This is a genomic window from Mesorhizobium sp. WSM3868, assembly GCF_002294785.1.
Taxonomy (GTDB): domain Bacteria; phylum Pseudomonadota; class Alphaproteobacteria; order Rhizobiales; family Rhizobiaceae; genus Mesorhizobium.
This window is the reverse complement of record NZ_NSGB01000001.1, coordinates 378,611-396,314: the sequence shown is the minus strand read 5'-3', so window position 1 is coordinate 396,314 and position 17,704 is coordinate 378,611. Positions and strand designations below refer to the sequence as shown.

Sequence of the window (17,704 nt, the reverse complement as noted above, 5' to 3'; positions counted from 1 at the left end):
ATCGCGCCGCTCAGTTGTTGAAATGGGACAAGTGAAAGCCGGTCTCGTCCTGCAACTCGGATAATCCTTCCTCGGCCGAGCGGAACATGTCTTCGAAAGCCAATTCATGCTCGAAGACGACGCCGCCAACGCGGATGGCGAGCACGTCCTTGTCGCCTTTCGGCGCGAAATAGATCTGCCCGACCGCTTCCCGGACGCGCTTGCCGATCTCTTTGGCGTCCTCCTCGGTCGCGCCCGCGAGGAAAACACCGAACATCGCGGTTCCGATGCGGCCGATCAGATCCTCCTTGCGCACCGAGGACCTGATGGCGGTGGCGATCAGCCGCAAGGCTTCGTCGCCCCATTCGAGGCCGAAGCGCAAATTGATCGCCGATAGATGCTCCGGATGGATGACGAGAAAAGCGCCGGAGCGCGGCCCGGCCGGTCTGGCGGCTCGCCTGTCGACCATCGACGTGAACACGGCCCCGTTGAGGCAGCCGGTCAGATGGTCGTAGGTGCCGGATCTGGTGAGCTCCTGCCGGTAGCGGCGGATCTCGACTTCTCTCCAGCCGAGTAAGGCAAAAAGCGGCAGGCCGATGATGATGGGCAGAAGGGCGGCCGTGATGACGCTGCGGCCGAACGGCGTCAACACATCGCTGAGCAGCAGCAGATAGTTGAGGCCGAGCGACAGGCCGACGCAGCCGGCGGTGCCCAGCAGGGTCAGCCAGATGACATGCTTCCAGGCCTCTGCCGGCGCGGTCTCGGTTTTCATACTCACTGGCCAATCTCCTGTTGGACGCATTGGCTTAAAGGCGGTGTGTTACGATTTCCGTTTCAGCGTGGCCTACAATTTGAAGGAAATCAGTGTCTTTCTCCCTGGATGGCGTCGGCGGCTGCGGCCCGCTTCTCGCTTCGATGTGATTCGTCGCTGAAACTGGTCAGCGTTTGGTAGGATCGCCGAGCTGCTTTAGCCATTCCGTTTTTACGCAATGCCGCAGGGAAGGCCGTTGCGCGCCTTTTTCGGGTCTGCCCTATTGCGGCGGGCCGAAGACACCCATCTCGGCAGCCCTGGCGACGGATTCGGCTTTGCCGTAGATGCCCGAGGGAGACGCCATCGCCCAGCCATTGGCAACCAGCCAGGCGCCGACATCCTGTTTGCCGAGCATGCACGGCGCGGCGATGGCAAAACGGTCGGCATCGGGCGGCAAGACGCATTTGAGCGCCCGGCCGCGCAGCCAGGCATTGAAGGCGGCGCGGGCGCGCTGCCCGCAGGGCCAGATGACGTCGCCGAACGCGCACGTTTTGGCGGGATCGACCTCGATGGTCCCGCTGACGATCACCCTGCGCCCCATGGCCTCGAAGATCGCCGACGAGGTGGCGATCGGGCGATAAAGCAGCGTCTCATGCCAGTCCTGCGGCATCGGCGTCTTCGGCGGCACGGCGAGGCCGAGCTCGCCGAGCGGAGGGCGGGGCTCGATGCGCTCGATCCGCGCCACGTCGAGCGGCGGCGGAGCGATGAGGTGCTCGGCTATCCTGCGCGCCGGCTGGCCTGGCCGCGTGTCGTGGACGGCGATGCGCGAGGCATGTCGGGCCTCGCTCGCGACCTGGGCAGGCGGGGAGGGCAGGTCCGGCGGCAACCAGTGCCTCGACGCGGCGACCAGCAGCGCGCCGGCGACCAGCCCGAGGCTGCCGAGCGTCGTGGCAAGCCGGCCGGTCGATTTCGCCTCGCCCAAAGCGCGCCTCGTCGTTTCACCGGATCATACATTAGGCGCCGATGACATCGCTTGAAAAGCAAGGCTTTGCGTTAAGTCTCGCGCAACCAATGCGGCCTACAATCGAGCATCGGATGTCGAGGGGGATGACATGACGCGCAAGCCGACACTGCTCTTTGCCTTCCCGGCTCTCATGCTGTTCCTGCTGGCGGCGGAACGGACGGCGACGTTTCTGCTCGGAAGCTATTCGGCCAGCCCGACCATGTGGCGCATCTGGCTCGAGCTGCGCCCCTTCTCGACGATGTTCTGGCAGCAGGTGGACTTCTATCTCGGCGGCTCGATGGCCGTCGATGCCGCCGTCATCGTCGTTGCGTCAGGCGTCTGCTGGATGGCTTGCCATGCCAAGAGATCCGCCGGCTTTTTCCTCGCCAACCATGCCGCGCTGATGTTCGCCGGTCTGATGATAGCGGCCGGCAGCCGTTCGGAAACGGCGAGCACGATCGCCAACTTCACGGCGCCGCGCGGCTTTCAATTCTCGCTGGCGATCGACTTCAGCTTGAAAAACTGCATGGTGCTGTGCCTTGGCCTTGCGGCCTGCGCCTATTGCCATGTCGCCTTCCTGCGCGAGGCGAGGCTGCGCGCCGAAGCCCGCGCCGTCCGCATCCTGGCGCTGCAGCGTGATCTGTAGACCGTGCTGATCGGAATGCCTTCCGCTATCGCCCGGTGCCGCGTCAGTTGATCTTCTTGTAGTAGACCTTACCGTCGGCCTGCTGGATGCGCTGATAGGACGGATTGGGTCCGGGCGGCGCGGCCTTGCCCTTGAATGCCGGCGCGCCGACGGAGGGGTTTTCACCTGCCGAGGCCTCGGCCACGGTTGTGTTGGCGAAACTGGGCTCTGGCGCCCGCGGCGTTTCGGCATCGGCGGCGACGGGCTGGCCCTGCTCAAGCCGGGCAATATTGCCGTTTATCTGGCCGAAACTCGCCTGCAGCTGCCGGTCCAGCGTCTCGAACCGGCTCTGGAAGCCGTTGTTGACGGTATCGATGCGGGCACCGATCCGCTGCTCGAACTGGCCGAGCTGGTCCAACCGCGCCTCCAATGCCCGAAGGTCGTTGACGCCGCGATAGAGATAGATGGCGGCGGTGACGTTGATGGCGGTGACGAGGACCGCGCCGGCCGCGACCGCGCCGATGGTTCTCGCCCGGCTCGGCCTGCCCGGCGCCTTTTCCTGTTCGCTGAGTTCGATTGCCGGAATATCCGCCTCGCTGATCATCGTCATTCAACCACCACCTTTGCGCCCACCGCGACGCGCTTGAAGAGATCTATCACATCCGTGTTCGTCAGCCGAAAACATCCGGACGTGCCGTCGAAGCCGACACCTTTGGGATCGTTGGTGCCATGGATCCGATAGAGCGTGTCGCGCCCGTCGCGCGACAGATAGAGCGCCCTGGCGCCGAGCGGATTGTAGGGGCCGGCGGGCACCATCGCCGGCAGCTCCGGCTGGCGGACGCGCATTTCTTTGGGTGGGCGCCATTCCGGCCATTCGGTCTTGGCTGCGACCTTGACGGTGCCGGTCCAGCCGAAGCCGTCGCGGCCGACGCTGATCTGATAGCGCAGCGCCTGGCCTTTGCTGGTGACCAGATAGAGCGCCTTCTCGTTCTTGCGGATGATGATCGTTCCCGGATGCTCGCCGGTCTGGAGGGCGACCGTCTTGCGCAGGCTGGGACCCATGGTGGGAAGCGGCGGCAGCCCCGATCCGGCTTCAGCGAGATCGCAAGGCACCGCCAGGACGATGCCGATCAGGCAGGCGCCGGCGATTGCTGTCGCAATCTGCCGCATTTGCTTTGTCGCAATTCCTGATGGAAAACCGCTGCGCGGATCTCCTGGAGTTGCTCTAGCGCTGGGCATTGTCCAGCCGCTCCTTGAACATGCGCTTCAGGTCCTTGTTGAAGCGGGCCCGCCCGTCCACCTCGGAGGGCAGTATGGCGCGGTTCAGCGCATCGGCCAGCAGCGCGTTGTCGAGCACCAGCGATTTGATATGCGGCGCCTTGAAGATCTTCTCCAGCTCGCTGCGCGAGAAGTGGTTGCCGAACCATTTGCGCTTGTGCTTGTTGGCGACGAGCGTGATCGAGACGCCGTTGCCGCGCAATTCGCGGATCCTCTTGTAGAGCCGTTTGCCCTGCCTGAGCGAGGCGACGTTGAGCTCGAAGACGATGAAGATCTCGTCGCTGGTGCGCAGCACCGACTCGTGCCATGGCGTCTCGATGTTGGGCAGGTCAATGACGATGTCGTCGAAGCGGTAGGCGACGAGGTCGAGCAGGCGGAAGACGAAATCGGCGCCGCGCGGCTCGAACGGCAATTGGGGCCGCTCGAAGGAATAGAGCGTGAGGCCGGACGGCCGCGACAGCTTGATGACGTCCATCAGCTCGACATCGAGCCGCTCCGGCTGGCCGATGATGCCGGCAAGGTCGAACTGGTTGAACTGGTTGAGATAGGCGCCGCAATTGGCGCTCTGGAAGTCGAGGTCGACAAGGCAGGTCGAGGCCGCCCGCTCGGCCGATTTCGAGGCGAGATGCTCGGCCGCCGAAATCGCCAGCGTGGTCGCGCCGGCGCCGCCGCTGGCGGCAATGAAGGTGACGATCCGGCTTTTGGTGCCTTGGTTGCCGGTGTCGTGGAAGGTGACGGCGTTGAGCAGCTCCTTGGGGTCGAGCGGCTTGTGCAGCCAGTCCGACGCATTCATGCGCACCAGCACCCGCGTCTGCTCCGACGTCAGCTCGCCCGAGACCGCGATCAGCGGCACCGAAGCCCAGGCCGAGCGCGCCTCGACCAGCGCATTGTTGCCGAGCAGCTCGCCATCGCCGAGATCGAGGATGATGATGCCCGGCCGCGCATCGACCGGCGGCCCCTTGAGGAACTCGACCGCCTCCGAAACCTTGGCGTCATAGATCGCCAGCGCGTCGAGCCGCGTGGTCACGTCGTGCCTGAAATTCGCATCCGACGAAAACAGCGCGACCTGCTTGCGTTTCGTCGGCAGCACTCTGGTGTCGATGGCGTTCATGGCGAGGTACTCTTTAAATCTTCACCCGTTACAGTACTGAGCATGGAAGGCATGGTCATATTGCCGAACCCGAGCAGTCCGCCCAGAAAGAAGAACTGGAATTGATGGTTGACGATGCTGACCGTGATCGTCGGCACCGGTCCGCCTGGTCGTGTCCAATAGCCCAGACCGGATGCCTGATATTGTATCCTGACTTCGGACTTCTTGAGCAGCGGCAAGTATGTCTGCATCCCGGCACGGGTGCTGCTGCCGCTGAAGATCAGATCGAAGGCCGCCTGGCTCACATTCAGATTTTGACAGGTAGCACCTGCTCCGCAAGTACAGGAAGCAACCCCTGCGCTATTGGCGGTGCAGATGTAGTTGTAAGTATTTGCCGCCACTGCGGTACCGACTTTGGTTACGTCGCTTTGCGTCAGCGTCTCGGATGAGAGTCCGCTCGCAACGGGAGTGGAAATCTGCGCCAGCCGAGCGCCCGCCTGCACCGCCTTGTTTGCCGCGTTCCATTGATAGAAAGCATAGCCGAAGTCGACGAAGCCAAGAAGCAGGGTCAACAGCAGCGGCATTGCGATAGCGGCTTCGATCAACGCCGCCCCGGACTGGCAGCTCCAAAACGGGTTGCGCGGCGTCACCATCCGAAGACACGCTCCTGATGGGCCACGCTGAGAGTGAAATCACCAAAGCCGAGATAGGACCAGAATCCGAGATCGGGATACGTATACGACGTGCTGACCGTCACCACATCGACGGTGCTCTTGCTGCTGAGATAGATCTGGGTAGGGGGTGTGGTGGTCGTATCGGTCGCCGCAGTGGATGTCTTTGCAATTGTGACTTGTGCCGGAAGCCAACCAGTCACCCTGGCGCTGGTGCCGTCGACCGCGCCATAGGCCGCGAGCTTTTGCGCCAGACCCTTGCAAGTGTCCCAATCGCTGCTGCAGCGCGCCATGTAGCGAGCCGCATCCTCGACGCCGGCCTCGAGAAGCAGACGCGTGTTCAAGATATTGGAGAACTCGAACACGCCGGCTGACAACAAAAGCACGAAAGGTGCGACGATCGCCATTTCGACCAAAGCTGTGCCGTCCTCGTCGCGGCGGAACAGTTGGGTGATGTGGTCGAACTTGGTCATGAGACTCACCGGTAGAGTTGTGCTTCGTTCCGGAGAGCCTTGTCGAGAGTGCCGTTTCCTAGCGGACCGTCGACGTCGACGATTTCAAGGCTAATGGGCTTTTCGGCAGCGGTGGAGTCTTCGTCGCTTTTCGTGTTGTCTTGCTTTTGCACAGGACTGTTCACAAAAATGCTTGCATATCCATCCGGCTTGAGCTGGATGTGCCCATTTATCTTGGACTGGTTCGCGATGCAGTCGACAATCGCCATGTTCAGCAAGCGTCGGTCAGGATCGGCAGTAGGCGTGTCACCCTTGAAACATGATGGAGTGCCGCTCTCCTTGGACGGGCTCGGCGACTTGTCGCCGACAAGACTGTGAGAAATCTCGTATTTGTAGACGTCGTAGCGAGACGCGGGATGAGTCGTATCTCCGGTCGGGTAGCTCGCGCTCGGGATCGAAGGATAGGCGGCGCCGTTGTGGTTTATGCTCCAGTAGGTGCTCCAAAAGCTTTGTGCGCTGATTGGATCACTCATCCCCGTTGAGCTGTTGTAATTGGTACCGGCGGGGAGACCCATTGCCGAGCCGTCAGTGGCCGCCGTGAACTTATTGCAATTGCTGGTCTTATCGGCACCCTTGCGCACGTTGCTTGCGGGACGATAGTTCCAGTCCTTATTGTACTTGCTCAATGAGCTGCTGTAGATGTCGAAGCGGACATTCAGCCCAGCATTCACCTGGCCCAAGGTAACCCCTGTCTTCGTTGTCAGCTTGTCGCGCTGATAGCAGGTGCCCGCTGTGCCCATTGCGATTGCGTCTCGCACCGAAGTCAGGTTGTTGTCGATCAGCCCAAAGTTGCCAGGACCGGGGTTTGAGTCCACTTTAAGAATGCGAAACTCGCGGCTGTAGGTATCGCCCGATGCGAACGCTTGCTGGATCGTCTTGCTGGTTGCGGGTGTGGCCGTCTCAAACGGGTTGCACATGAAGATCGGGACGGTTTCGCAGATGGACTGGGTGAAGCCGGCCACCGCCTGCGGATCGATATCCATGGTGTCGCTGCCACCATTGAAACTGGCTGGAAAAATCGTCGCGAAGGCACCCGCGCCGTCAGTGAGGCCTGAGGGGTTCACCGTCACTTCCGCGAATGACACAGCCTTTGGATCAGTGCTGGCCCAGTTCACGCCGTTCGAATCGACACCAGCGGCGCTTAGTCGCGTGTTGTCGCTGGCAGGTATTCCAGTCAAATAGGTTACCGTTACGTCGGCCAGGGCGAGTTGGTGATCGCCTGCTGTCGAAAATAGCGTTCTGTTGGCGAGGAGATTGGTGACGGCCCTATTGGCCCTGGTGATGCTATCCGATCTGCCGTCGAGCTCCGCCGCTGCGGCAAGGGCCAGCGCGTCCACACCTTTCTGCAGGTCGTTATGCAGTCCGGTGGCCCGGCTCATGTCGATAGTCACCAATGCAAAGCCGACAAGCACCGGCAGCATGATGGCGACCAGGATCATCGCTATGCCGCGTTGATCGTTCCAGAATTCACGAATGGTCCTCAACATGATCTTACTCTCTGTTCCATTCGTGCCAGGCGTCCTCGCTCGCCTGACGCACCGCATCCTTCTGCTTAATTCACTGTGTGCCGGCTGGGCCGACATTCACCGTCATGTTTGTGGTTGGCGCCGGCGCTGGCGGGAACTTGTATCTCTGAACGACGCCAACTGACCGCGCCCCATTGCCTTCGATCTTCGTGTTGTTGGAAGCCGGATTGTACGGATCGACCGTCTGCAGCAACTGGTTGGCTTTCTGCGTATCGCCCGACGCCAAAGTCATCGTGTCGTAATTGTTCAGATAGTCCGCCGCACAGCCGGCAAGCAGGCTGGAACCGAGAAGGACGAGCAGGAACTTATTTTTTGACATAGACCAGCTTGTCCTTCGATTTCACATCCAGCATGTGGCCGTAAGGGCCGGTGACGCCGTCGCCGTGCTCATACTTGCGGATCATGTCCTTGCTGACTTCGAGCTGGCCAAGCAGGAAAAGCTCCGGATCGTTGGCGGGCTTCGTCTTGTCGAAGGGCGTCGCCAGTTGCTCGCCTGGCTTGACCGGCCGCACGATATGCGGCGTGACGATGACGACCAGCTCCGTCTCTTCCTTCTGCGTGCTCGAATTCTTGAACAGCGCGCCGACGATCGGCACCTGGCCGAGCCACGGCACCTGTTCCTGCAGCCTGGTGTTCTTGCTGGAGAGCAGGCCGCCCACCGCGAAGCTCTGGCCATCACGCAGGTCGACCGTGGTCTGCAGCTTGCGATTGGTGAAGATCGGATCGCCGGCAGGGGTGAAGCCGGTCAGGTCGCTGACTTCCGGCGCTAGCTTCATATGGATCTTGCCGTCATCGAGCACGACAGGCGTGAAGTTCAGATTGACGCCGAACTGCTTGAATTCGATTCTCACCGCGTCATTGAGGACGGTGCGGATTGGCACCTCGCCGCCGGCGTTGAAGCTCGCAGTTTCGCCGGAAACCGTCGTTAGGTTGGGTTCGGCCAGCGTACGAACGAGGCCTTTCGACTCCAACGCTTGAATAATCAGATCGATCTTGACGTTGCTGTCGATGACACGGGTTATCAAGGCCGCGAACGGGCTCGAATTCGACAAAAGCCCGCTGATCAGAGTGCCAGGTCCGAGCACCGTTCCGTCGCTGTCTACTGTCGCATCGCCCGTGCCGAAGACGGTTTTGCCGCTACTGTTTCTGCCCCTCCACGACACGCCGAGATCGCGGCCGGTACTGCGCTTGGCCTCCAGGATGCGCACCGAGAGATTGACCTGCTCGCTGTCATCGATGGTGACGGCGTTGATGATGGCGTCAGGACCATATTGCTGCGTCACCTCGACGATAGATGCGAGCGTCGCAGCATCCTTGACGTGACCGCTCAGCCGAACCTTGCCGTTGATTGAACCGATTTCGATGCGGGCTTTCGGCGCCACCTGGCGGATCGCGGCCGCCATGTCGCTGACATCCTGGCCGACCTCGATCTGGATGGCGCCCAGCGAGCGCTTGTCCTCGGAAAACAAATTGACCGTAGTGGTGCCGACACTCTTGCCGATGATGTAGAGTGTCTTGTCGGTCATCGGCTGGGCATCGGCGATCTTCTCGTCACCGACGACGATATCGCCAAGCGTGGCATTGACCTGGATCGTGGCGGATTGGGAAATGGGTACGAACACGCGGTGCAGCGACGGGCTCGACACATCGATGAAGCGGTCAGCCGCGTGAGCCATTGGGCTCAACGGCAACAATGCCCAGGACCAAGCCAGTGCAGCCGCGGCCAGTGATCCCCGGAAAATGCGCATCTGGATCATCCCCCTTACAGACTCACTCGGATCCCCTATCCGAATGCGCCGTTTTCTATTTTTGTCGCGGTACGTCGTATGTTTCGAGCTTCACGCCGCGAAACACGCCGATTGTAGCGCGGGCGGGAGGCTCCGGCTGCACATATTTGACCACTTCCTTTACAACTTCCTTAGCTTGTGGCACGGGCGCCACAGCGGGGGCCGGTTTCACCTTGCTCATCTGATCGAGTTGACTGCCGACGCGCTCCACTGCTTTGGCGAGGCCGTCAATCTTCTCGTCGGCCTGCTTGCGTGCGGCTTCCTCCGCGGCCTGCCTGTCAAGCTCGGCCTGCCGCTTGGCCACATCGTCCGGCGTGTCGCCGGTCAAATCGGCCAGCGTTACACGTTCGGTCGTTTCGCCTTTGCTGCCCGCGACTTGGCGAAGCGCGAGCGACAGCTGGCCGGCGCCGGCCGCTAAAGTCAGCTTCTGAGCATCCTTGGTGCTCACTTCCACAGTAACCGCTTTCACCACTTGCGGATTTTCCTTGCTCTCGTCGGCGACCTGGTCGACGGCAAGCACTTTCACGCTTTGCAGCAGCACGTCCACAAAACTTTTGTCGGCGCCTTGATCGCTGCGCACGGTGCGAGTGAGCAGAATATCCACCCGATCACCAGGGAAGACAAATCCTGCAACGCCCAGCACGTCGTTCACGCGAATGGAAACGGCCTTCATTCCTTCAGCGAGTACGGCTGACAGCGTTGCGCGCTGTCCCGCGCCCGTGATCTTGCTGGCCAGAATCGGCTCGTTGACGCTGATGGGCTGCAGGGCCTGACGGCTCCCGTTGCCGGCCAGGGCCTCTTTTACTGTCTTGAAGGCTCCCGCCGGCACCGCTCCGGCCGGCCACGCAATTTCGCGCAACTTATCGGCGCTCAGAGTGTCGCCGAATTTCAGCGGCATTGCCGCGACCACAATGCTGCCTGCTTGCACGCCGTTGGATTGCGCAAGCGCATTGCGCTGGCCCGCGAGCCAAATGTTGACGAGGACGACCGCCAGCACACCGAAGATGCCGGCGAGAACGATCATGACGATTGTGTTGGCGCGCATAACCCCAAGCCCCGAGCCAATGAGCGGGATAGGTCCCGCCACCATTAAGTTCAGGCCCGGATTGCACAATCCGGGCCTGATTCTTCAAACGATCAAGAACCCGCACCGCTGGCGCAGGAACCGATGCCCGAGTTGTCCATGGCGCTGCACAGACCCGAGAAGCGGCCCGTCACCCAGCCCCCGATACCGATGACGAAGCCGATCGCGGCGACCGCGATGATGCCGATCAGGATCGAATATTCGACCATAGCAGCGCCGTTTTCATCGTCGCGGAACTGCCGGGTCATCGTCATGAGCTTTTTCATGCCAATTTCTCCCTTTGGAGGTTTGAACCCGACGAGACAGAGCCAAGGAATGAACCCCATACCCAAGCATCCCCCGTCACGTGCAATCCTTGTCCCGCAAAAAAGCCGAGTCAAACGGATTAACAATCCGTTAACCTTTCAATACTCGATCTGAGGGTTTCTGACTTTTTACAAGAGTTTGATTCGCTTGATTTTTCAAGCGATCTTAACCATTCGTTCATAATTCTGCCTCGTTCAGCCGAAGGTTCCGCCACATTAGGGATGACGCATAAAACATTATATCTGGCAACTTACCCGAACAGGCAGGCATGAGGCGACCAAGGTCCTAAGACTTTGGTCTGTACACCGGGAGCGAGGAGAAATAGAACAATTTCCCAAATACGGTTTTCTTAACTATGTCGCAAGTAATACGTCTTGTGTGTCCTCTACGCCGCTTGTGCCCCTCGTGGTTAACGCTTAGTTTCGATGTGGGGAAATCAGAAGGGGATCCGCGGCATGTTGGGTCGCTTCATCAAAGGGCCGGGAGAGCAGCGCGTGCCGCCGACCACAGTTGTCGCAACAGCAAATGGACCGGCAGTTGTCCCAGCCGCGGAAGCAGAACCACAAAGTGACGATTTCCTGACGCTCAAAGTCGAACTGCATCGCCATCTTATCGACCGCTTCAACCTGACCGCTCTTGAGAATGCCACTAAGGACGAGATTCTCAATGAGATCCGGCCGATCGTTCGTGAATTCGTGCGCGGGCGAAATGTACCGTTGAATGCGCGCGAGCTTGATCAACTGACCAGCGATACGGCGGACGAGATGTTGGGCCTGGGTCCGATCGAGCCGCTGCTCAAGGACGACTCCATCACCGATATAATGATAAATACGCATGAGCGCGTCTTCATCGAGCGCCGCGGCGTGATCGAGGAGACCTCGATCCGTTTTCGCGACGAGCCGCATCTTCTTCGCGTCATCAACAAGATCGTCTCCAACATCGGCCGGCGCGTCGATGAATCGTCGCCAATGGTCGATGCACGTCTCGACGACGGCTCGCGCGTGAACATCGCGGTGCGGCCGATCTCTGTTGACGGCCCGCTGGTGTCGATCCGAAAATTCTCCAAAAATCCATATTCGCTCGAACGGTTGATGGCGTTCAACTCGATCCGCCAGCCGATGATCGACATGCTGCGAATTGCCGTGCAGGCGCGCAAATCAATCCTGGTCTCGGGCGGCACCGGCAGCGGCAAGACGACGCTGCTCAACGCGTTGTCGAGCTATATCCCGGCCAAAGAGCGCCTGGTAACCATCGAGGATGCTGCGGAACTGCAATTGCAGCAGCCGCATGTCGGCCGGCTGGAAACGCGCCCGCCCAATGTGGAGGGTAAGGGCGAGGTTCGCCAGCGCGAACTGGTCAAGAACGCGCTGCGCATGCGGCCGGATCGCATCATCGTCGGCGAAGTGCGCGGCGAGGAAGCATTCGATATGCTGCAAGCCATGAACACCGGCCACGAAGGCTCGATGACGACAATCCATGCCAACACGCCGCGCGATGCCATATCGCGCCTGGAGCAGATGGTCGGCATGGCGGGTATGCCGATGACTCATGAGTCTATCCGCGCTCAGATCGCCTCCGCCATCGATATCATCGTGCAGACGCAACGACTTTCCGATGGCGGCCGGCGTGTGGTCTCCATCTCGGAACTGACGGGTATGGAAGGCAACGTCGTCCAGTTGCAGGAAATCTATCATTTTGTCAGGCGGGATCTGGCCGCCGACGGATCGATCATAGGGGATTTCCGGGCGACCGGGGTTCGTCCGCGGTTCGCCGCCGAGGCTGCCACGCTTGGTCTCCACTTCGGCAAGGATGTGTTCAATCCGCAGGTTCCCTTGTAATGCTCACTGGACAGGTGCTTCTCTATTTTATCTATGCCGTTGCGGCGGCTTCCGTCATTCTTGCCGGTGAAGCCTTTTATCTTTCGCTGGCCGGTCGACGCTCACGTTTCGCCGCGGTCAATCACAGGCTTCGCCGCCTGGCTGATGAAGCGCCGGCGGAAAAGACGTTAAAAAGTTTATTGCGTGAGCGCGGCCTGACCGAAACCGGAGACTTTGTATTCGGCTTCGTGTGGCTCAATCGGCTGTATACACAGTCCGGAATCACCGGGAATCCGCTGATTTTTGCCGCGGTCTTCCTGCTTGCCGGGTTCGTGATTGCGCTGGTGCTGACACTGTTTTTTGGCTTTTCGGTTGTCGGGGCGGTGATCGCGTTTTTGGTCGTGGGTCTTGCGCTGCCCCTCCTTGTCCTTCGGCGCGCCCGCGGCAAGCGAATCCAGAAGTTCGCCAAGCAGCTCCCCGATGCCTTGGACATGATTGTTCGTTCGCTGCGCGCTGGGCACCCTGCTTCTGTTGCCATAGGTCTCGTTGCTCGTGAGATGCCGGACCCGCTCGGAACAGAATTTGGCATCGTCGCCGACGAAATCACCTTCGGGCTCAGCATGGAGCAGGCTGTAAGGAAGCTGTCGGAACGCGTGGGTTTCGAGGGACTGCATTTGCTGACAGTTTCCTTGTCGATCCAATCGAAAACCGGCGGAAACCTCACCGAGATACTCGCCAATCTTTCGTCCGTTCTTCGCGAACGGCAAAAATTGCGGATGAAAATCAGAGCGCTCTCGGCTGAAGGGCGAGTCTCGGCATGGGTTATCTCTCTGTTTCCCCTTGCAATGTTCCTGGTGCTCCAGGTCATTGCGCCGTCGTACTATGGAAAGATTTGGCATAGTCCGGTTATCTATCCGGTGTTTACCGTCTTCGGCGGGTGGGCCTTGCTCGGCGACTACATCATGTATCGCATGGTCAATTTCGACTTCTAGGAGTGACCATGGGCCTGCTGTCGAACATGAACGACCTGACCTTTCTGGTCTCACTCGCCGTCTTCGCGGCGGCGGTGGCTTTGTTCCTGTTCGCCGCACTGGTCCTCATGCCAGCAATGCAGACCCGGAAGCTCGTTTCGGATAGCCTTTTGGGCGAGGGCTCAGTCGACCCGCGGTCCATTCTCGGCCAGGATCAGCGCGCCAGGCTCGCAGCGCAGAAGCCGATCGATGCCTACTTCAAGGCGGTTGAAAAGGAACACATGCAGCCGGACGCGCTTGAGGCGAAGCTTTTCCGTGCTGGTTTCTATCAGAAGACTGCACCTTTAATTTACACCCTCAGTCGCCTCGCCTGTGTTTGCGTGGGCTTTCTGATCATGTATGCGCTCTTGTCCTGGGTGCTGCCCCCGCGACTGCCCGGTTTCGTTCCTTTGGCCGGCTCCGCGCTGCTCGGCCTGGCTTGCGTCGTCATACCGAGCATCATGCTGGATCGTTTCGAGAACACGCAGAAGCAGATCTATCGTCGCGCCTTTCCGGATTTCATGGACATGATGATCACCTGCGCCGATGCGGGCATGAGCTTGGAGGCAGCGGTCGAGCGGGTCAGCCACGAACTCGCCGGCACCCATAAATGGCTTGGCATCCAGCTCTCGATCATGAACCTGCAGCTGCGTGCGGGCAAGCCGCTGCGCGAGGCGCTTCGTGAGCTTGCCGATCGTATCGGCTTGGAGGAGGCGAAGGCCTTGGCGGTGCTCTTCCGGCAGTCCGAAGAACTCGGCACCAGCCTGACGGACGCTTTGCGGGTCTATAGCGCCGAGATGCGCGACCAGCGCATCCTCCAGGCGGAAGAGCGCGCCAATTCTTTGCCCGTCAAAATGATGATTCCACTGGGACTTTGCATTTTCCCTGTGGTGATGATGGTGATAATGCTACCGGTCATCATTCGTATGAAGGGCATTTTCTTCTAAACCGTCATATGCTTTAGGTTCTGAAACTGAGTCGGAGGGCTCCTTGGGGCAAAAGATGACAAGGCCGACGCGCCTCGCCGCCGCAGCCAGCGTGCTGCTGGTCATGCTCGCCGGCTGCCAGTCGACCGACGCCACCGGCGGCGTCGTGCGCACCAACGAGCCGGCAAAGGGCGACTACACGGCCTTTGGCGACACCTTCGACGGACTGAAGACGATCAGCGACGTCGACTACTATGCCTCAGACCAGGCGGTGACCGAGGCCAAGACACAATTCCGTTCCGAGAACTACGGCAACGCCGGCGCCCTGTTCTACAAGGCGACACGATTGGCTCCTAATGACGGGGTCGCCTGGCTGGGTCTTGCCGCTTCCTGCGACCGTATCCGGCGCTTCGATCTTGCTGATCTTGCCTATGGCCGGGCCTATCGCCTGCTCGGCGCGACGCCGGAATATTACAACAACGTCGGCTATTCCTATCTGCTGCGCGGCAAGCTGCAGGAAGCGCGAACGAATTTCCTCAAGGCCTATGAGCTCGCGCCCAACGATCCGACCGTGGCGAACAATCTGAAGCTTCTGTCGTCCAGTGTGAGAAACATAGAGCGGTCATGAGCCTTTTGCTTGCCGCATCGCTGTTGCTTAGGGCGCTGGCCATGCCGCTCCTCGGCAAGATCGCCTGGACCGATTTCACGACGCAGAAGATCGCCAACCGTGACGTGCTGCTGGTGATATGCCTGGGTCTCGGTTCGCTCCAGCTCGTGTCCGTTCAGACCGGATCATGGTGGGACATGGGCCTGAGCGCGATCGGCTGTATCCTGCTGTTCGTGGCACTGTTTCCATTTTGGGTTCTACGCAAGCTGGGCGCAGGTGACGTGAAGCTGATGGCGGCCGTGCCGCTTCTGATTGGCGGAAACGGCCTTGTCGTGTTCACGATTTTCCTGCTGATCTTCGCGCTGGCGACCGCGGCATTGGTGAAGAATCCCTTTCTCCTGCCGGCGGGTGCCTTCCGCCTCTACGTGCAGCATATGGACAGGAAAGGTGTCGTGCCATTCGGCGTGCCGATCTCGGCCGCCGCGATCTGCGCGATCCTGTTCCAGATCTATGGCGGTGTGATGCTGGCCAGCAGCTCGGGGGTTCTGCAACAGCTTAACTAGCGTTTGGGTCCGGGGGGTCCTTTCATGTCAATAGCGAGGCTGGCGGTTCGCAGCAGTTCGGCAGCGTGGCGCGCCAATCAACCATTCTTCGTGACGGTGCTTGCCTATATTCTGATCGCACTGACAGCAGCGGCGCGTTGGAAAATTGTTGTTGACGTAAAACTGTACAATAAAAATTTCTTGTTTTTTGGGTCTGTAGTGACCCTGATCCTTGTTGTCGTGGTTTGCGGTCGGTTGATCATTGAGCGGCCACTGCAACCGTTGCGCGCCATAAAGAATGTTATGCTTTCCAATAGGCTGGCGGACCGAATTACAGTCGGATTGCCGGTTGCGCTCGTCCTGCCGATCTTTTTTTCGATGTTCACCAGCATTAAGGAAGGCATCAGCAAGATTCAACCATTCTATGCCGACGCGCCTCTGACCGCGATCGACAGGGTAATTCATGGTGGGATCGATGCCTGGAGATTTTTTCATCCTTTGCTTGGCTTTGGCCCTGTCACTTTCTCGTTGAACCTTCTTTACAATCTCTGGTTTGCTGAGGTTTTCATCGTTTTGTTCTGCGTCGTTTTTTCGACCTGGAACGAGAGACTGCGTTCACAATTTCTAGTCGCATTCGTCCTCACCTGGGTCTTGCTTGGCAACATTTTGGCGGCGGCCTTCGCTTCAGTCGGACCGGCATTCGTCATGCCCTTCTACGGCGACGGTACGTTTTCTCCGCTGATGGACTACCTTAAGGCGACCGATATCACCTATCCCGTTTTGGCGCTGGATACGCAGAGCTATCTGCTGACGAATGCCGGACTTGATGGTCCACGTCTGGGCAGCGGCATTTCGGCCTTTCCGTCGGTTCATGTCGCTACCGCGACCTTGAACGCGATCTATCTCTGGCGTTTTGGCCGAGTGCTGAGGTGGGGCAGCATCGCGTTTCTAATCGCTATCCAATTGGGATCGGTGCATCTCGGCTGGCATTATGCTGTCGATGGATATGTTTCAATCCTTGCAACATCCGCCATCTGGGCCGCCGCCGGTTGGCTGTCGAAAAACTGTCCGCGCCCAGAGGCTTGATGATCGCCAAGTTCATCTCAAGAGCTCCGAAGACGCCGATGGTCGGTCTTCAACATGTCTGTTCGGACTCCTGGCACGCCAACCGGCCATTCTTCGTGACACTGGCGGCTTACGCGGTGGCGGTCGCCTTTGCTGCGAACTATTGGCAAATTCCACTCGATCCTCAGATCTATAGCCAACCATTCCTGCTGTTCGGGGGCGGAGTTGCGTTTATCCTCTTTGCCACCGTCGCGACGCGGGTAATGCTTGAACGGCCAGAGCGGCTGTTTCCTGGTCTGATCCGTCGCTTGTTGGAAAACGACTTGCCCAACAGGCTCGTCATAGGTTTGCCGGCCGCCTTGACCTTACCTGTTTTCTTTTCTCTTTTTACCAGCATGAAGGGCGGCCTCAGCAGGATAGTGCCCTTCTATGCCGACCCCACGATTGTCGCCATCGACAGGATGATCCATGGCGGCCGGGATGCCTGGAGGATATTGCATCCTCTCCTCGGAGCAGGGCCGCTGACCTTTGCCCTGAACTTTCTCTACAATCTCTGGTTCGTTGTGATGCTCGTCGTGCTGTTTTGCGTAACCTTCTCGACAGGCAACAAGCGTCTTCGGTCGCAATATCTGGTGGCTTTTGTCCTGACCTGGGTGCTTCTGGGGAACGCAGTAGCGACCATTTTTGCTTCGGTCGGACCTGCCTTCATCATGCCCTTCTATGGCGACGATACGTTCTTCCCACTGATGAATTATCTTCAGGCGACAAACGCGGTCTATCCCGTGTGGGCTCTTCACGCGCAGGGGAATCTCCTTGCCAACGCCGCCCTCGATGGTCCACGCCTGGGCAGCGGCATATCCGCATTCCCTTCGCTCCACGTGGCGGTTGCCATGCTCAACGTGATCTATCTATGGCGTTTTGGCGGGATACTGCGTTGGGCCGGCGTGATCTTCCTGATTGCCATTCAATTGGGCGCCGTGCACTTGGCATGGCACTACGCCATTGACGGGTACGCCTCCATGCTGGCCACGCCGGTCATCTGGATCCTAGCGCGGCGGCTTTCAAAAGATCCAGTCATGGCTACCGCAGAATATGCGAGATCCGATTTCGATTTCGGCTGACCTT

20 protein-coding genes are annotated in these 17,704 nt (G+C 59.6%); 8 read left to right on the top strand and 12 right to left on the bottom strand.

Going from position 1 to position 17,704, the window contains the following annotated elements:
* Nucleotides 1-10 precede the first annotated feature (10 nt).
* Both CK221_RS01760 and CK221_RS01755 read right to left on the bottom strand, forming a co-directional pair.
* On the bottom strand, nucleotides 11-751 hold the full coding sequence (locus tag CK221_RS01760) for a GGDEF domain-containing protein (protein WP_095776432.1): 741 nt from the start codon (nucleotides 749-751) through the stop codon (nucleotides 11-13).
* A 259-nt stretch (nucleotides 752-1,010) separates the two neighbouring features.
* On the bottom strand, nucleotides 1,011-1,712 hold the full coding sequence (locus CK221_RS01755) for a thermonuclease family protein (protein ID WP_095776431.1): 702 nt from the start codon (nucleotides 1,710-1,712) through the stop codon (nucleotides 1,011-1,013).
* A 130-nt stretch (nucleotides 1,713-1,842) separates the two neighbouring features.
* Between CK221_RS01755 and CK221_RS01750 the strand changes: the two genes are divergently transcribed.
* Nucleotides 1,843-2,379 (top strand): hypothetical protein, encoded by a 537-nt coding sequence (locus tag CK221_RS01750; RefSeq protein WP_067325454.1) that lies wholly within the window; start codon nucleotides 1,843-1,845, stop codon nucleotides 2,377-2,379.
* Nucleotides 2,380-2,422: 43 nt separating this feature from the next.
* Here CK221_RS01750 and CK221_RS01745 read toward each other — a convergent pair whose 3' ends face one another.
* The 10 genes from CK221_RS01745 to CK221_RS01700 form a co-directional block, all read right to left on the bottom strand.
* Entirely contained in the window at nucleotides 2,423-2,968 is a 546-nt protein-coding gene (locus tag CK221_RS01745; protein WP_095776430.1) for a hypothetical protein, read from the bottom strand.
* Nucleotides 2,965-3,528 (bottom strand): L,D-transpeptidase, encoded by a 564-nt coding sequence (locus CK221_RS01740; protein WP_095776429.1) that lies wholly within the window; start codon nucleotides 3,526-3,528, stop codon nucleotides 2,965-2,967. The genes CK221_RS01745 and CK221_RS01740 overlap by 4 nt, the downstream gene beginning before the upstream one ends.
* Nucleotides 3,529-3,583: 55 nt before the next feature.
* On the bottom strand, nucleotides 3,584-4,747 hold the full coding sequence (locus tag CK221_RS01735; RefSeq protein WP_095776428.1) for an AAA family ATPase: 1,164 nt from the start codon (nucleotides 4,745-4,747) through the stop codon (nucleotides 3,584-3,586).
* Nucleotides 4,744-5,379 carry a TadE/TadG family type IV pilus assembly protein gene (locus tag CK221_RS01730; protein ID WP_095776427.1) on the bottom strand — a complete coding sequence of 212 codons (636 nt, stop codon included), beginning with the start codon at nucleotides 5,377-5,379 and terminating at the stop codon, nucleotides 4,744-4,746. The genes CK221_RS01735 and CK221_RS01730 overlap by 4 nt, the downstream gene beginning before the upstream one ends.
* Complete coding sequence (locus CK221_RS01725; RefSeq protein ID WP_095776426.1) at nucleotides 5,373-5,870, bottom strand: TadE/TadG family type IV pilus assembly protein; 498 nt, start codon at nucleotides 5,868-5,870, stop codon at nucleotides 5,373-5,375. The genes CK221_RS01730 and CK221_RS01725 overlap by 7 nt, the downstream gene beginning before the upstream one ends.
* A gap of 5 nt (nucleotides 5,871-5,875) precedes the next feature.
* Entirely contained in the window at nucleotides 5,876-7,396 is a 1,521-nt protein-coding gene (locus CK221_RS01720) for a pilus assembly protein TadG-related protein (RefSeq protein WP_179295055.1), read from the bottom strand.
* A 70-nt stretch (nucleotides 7,397-7,466) separates the two neighbouring features.
* Nucleotides 7,467-7,754, bottom strand: a complete 288-nt coding sequence (locus CK221_RS01715) for a hypothetical protein (RefSeq protein ID WP_095776424.1) — start codon at nucleotides 7,752-7,754, stop codon at nucleotides 7,467-7,469.
* Nucleotides 7,741-9,111 carry a type II and III secretion system protein family protein gene (locus tag CK221_RS01710; protein WP_245430557.1) on the bottom strand — a complete coding sequence of 457 codons (1,371 nt, stop codon included), beginning with the start codon at nucleotides 9,109-9,111 and terminating at the stop codon, nucleotides 7,741-7,743. The genes CK221_RS01715 and CK221_RS01710 overlap by 14 nt, the downstream gene beginning before the upstream one ends.
* A 127-nt stretch (nucleotides 9,112-9,238) precedes the next feature.
* The gene (gene cpaB / locus CK221_RS01705) at nucleotides 9,239-10,267 is read right to left on the bottom strand and encodes a Flp pilus assembly protein CpaB (protein WP_095776423.1); all 1,029 of its coding nucleotides are present in this window, start codon (nucleotides 10,265-10,267) and stop codon (nucleotides 9,239-9,241) included.
* Between the two features lie 92 nt (nucleotides 10,268-10,359).
* Nucleotides 10,360-10,572 carry a Flp family type IVb pilin gene (locus CK221_RS01700; RefSeq protein ID WP_095776422.1) on the bottom strand — a complete coding sequence of 71 codons (213 nt, stop codon included), beginning with the start codon at nucleotides 10,570-10,572 and terminating at the stop codon, nucleotides 10,360-10,362.
* 495 nt (nucleotides 10,573-11,067) lie between these two features.
* Between CK221_RS01700 and CK221_RS01695 the strand changes: the two genes are divergently transcribed.
* Genes CK221_RS01695 through CK221_RS01665 form a run of 7 tightly spaced genes read left to right on the top strand, consistent with a single transcriptional unit; the run spans nucleotide 11,068 to nucleotide 17,700 of the window.
* Nucleotides 11,068-12,450 carry a CpaF family protein gene (locus CK221_RS01695; protein ID WP_095776678.1) on the top strand — a complete coding sequence of 461 codons (1,383 nt, stop codon included), beginning with the start codon at nucleotides 11,068-11,070 and terminating at the stop codon, nucleotides 12,448-12,450.
* Complete coding sequence (locus tag CK221_RS01690; protein WP_095776421.1) at nucleotides 12,450-13,421, top strand: type II secretion system F family protein; 972 nt, start codon at nucleotides 12,450-12,452, stop codon at nucleotides 13,419-13,421. Before CK221_RS01695 ends, CK221_RS01690 begins: the two co-directional genes overlap by 1 nt.
* Nucleotides 13,422-13,429: 8 nt before the next feature.
* The gene (locus CK221_RS01685) at nucleotides 13,430-14,386 is read left to right on the top strand and encodes a type II secretion system F family protein (RefSeq protein ID WP_179294423.1); all 957 of its coding nucleotides are present in this window, start codon (nucleotides 13,430-13,432) and stop codon (nucleotides 14,384-14,386) included.
* Nucleotides 14,387-14,441: 55 nt separating this feature from the next.
* Entirely contained in the window at nucleotides 14,442-14,993 is a 552-nt protein-coding gene (locus CK221_RS01680) for a tetratricopeptide repeat protein (protein ID WP_095776420.1), read from the top strand.
* Nucleotides 14,990-15,535 carry a prepilin peptidase gene (locus CK221_RS01675; RefSeq protein WP_095776419.1) on the top strand — a complete coding sequence of 182 codons (546 nt, stop codon included), beginning with the start codon at nucleotides 14,990-14,992 and terminating at the stop codon, nucleotides 15,533-15,535. Before CK221_RS01680 ends, CK221_RS01675 begins: the two co-directional genes overlap by 4 nt.
* Before the next feature lie 24 nt (nucleotides 15,536-15,559).
* Nucleotides 15,560-16,600, top strand: a complete 1,041-nt coding sequence (locus CK221_RS01670; RefSeq protein ID WP_095776418.1) for a phosphatase PAP2 family protein — start codon at nucleotides 15,560-15,562, stop codon at nucleotides 16,598-16,600.
* The gene (locus tag CK221_RS01665) at nucleotides 16,600-17,700 is read left to right on the top strand and encodes a phosphatase PAP2 family protein (protein WP_095776417.1); all 1,101 of its coding nucleotides are present in this window, start codon (nucleotides 16,600-16,602) and stop codon (nucleotides 17,698-17,700) included. Before CK221_RS01670 ends, CK221_RS01665 begins: the two co-directional genes overlap by 1 nt.
* Nucleotides 17,701-17,704 lie beyond the last annotated feature (4 nt).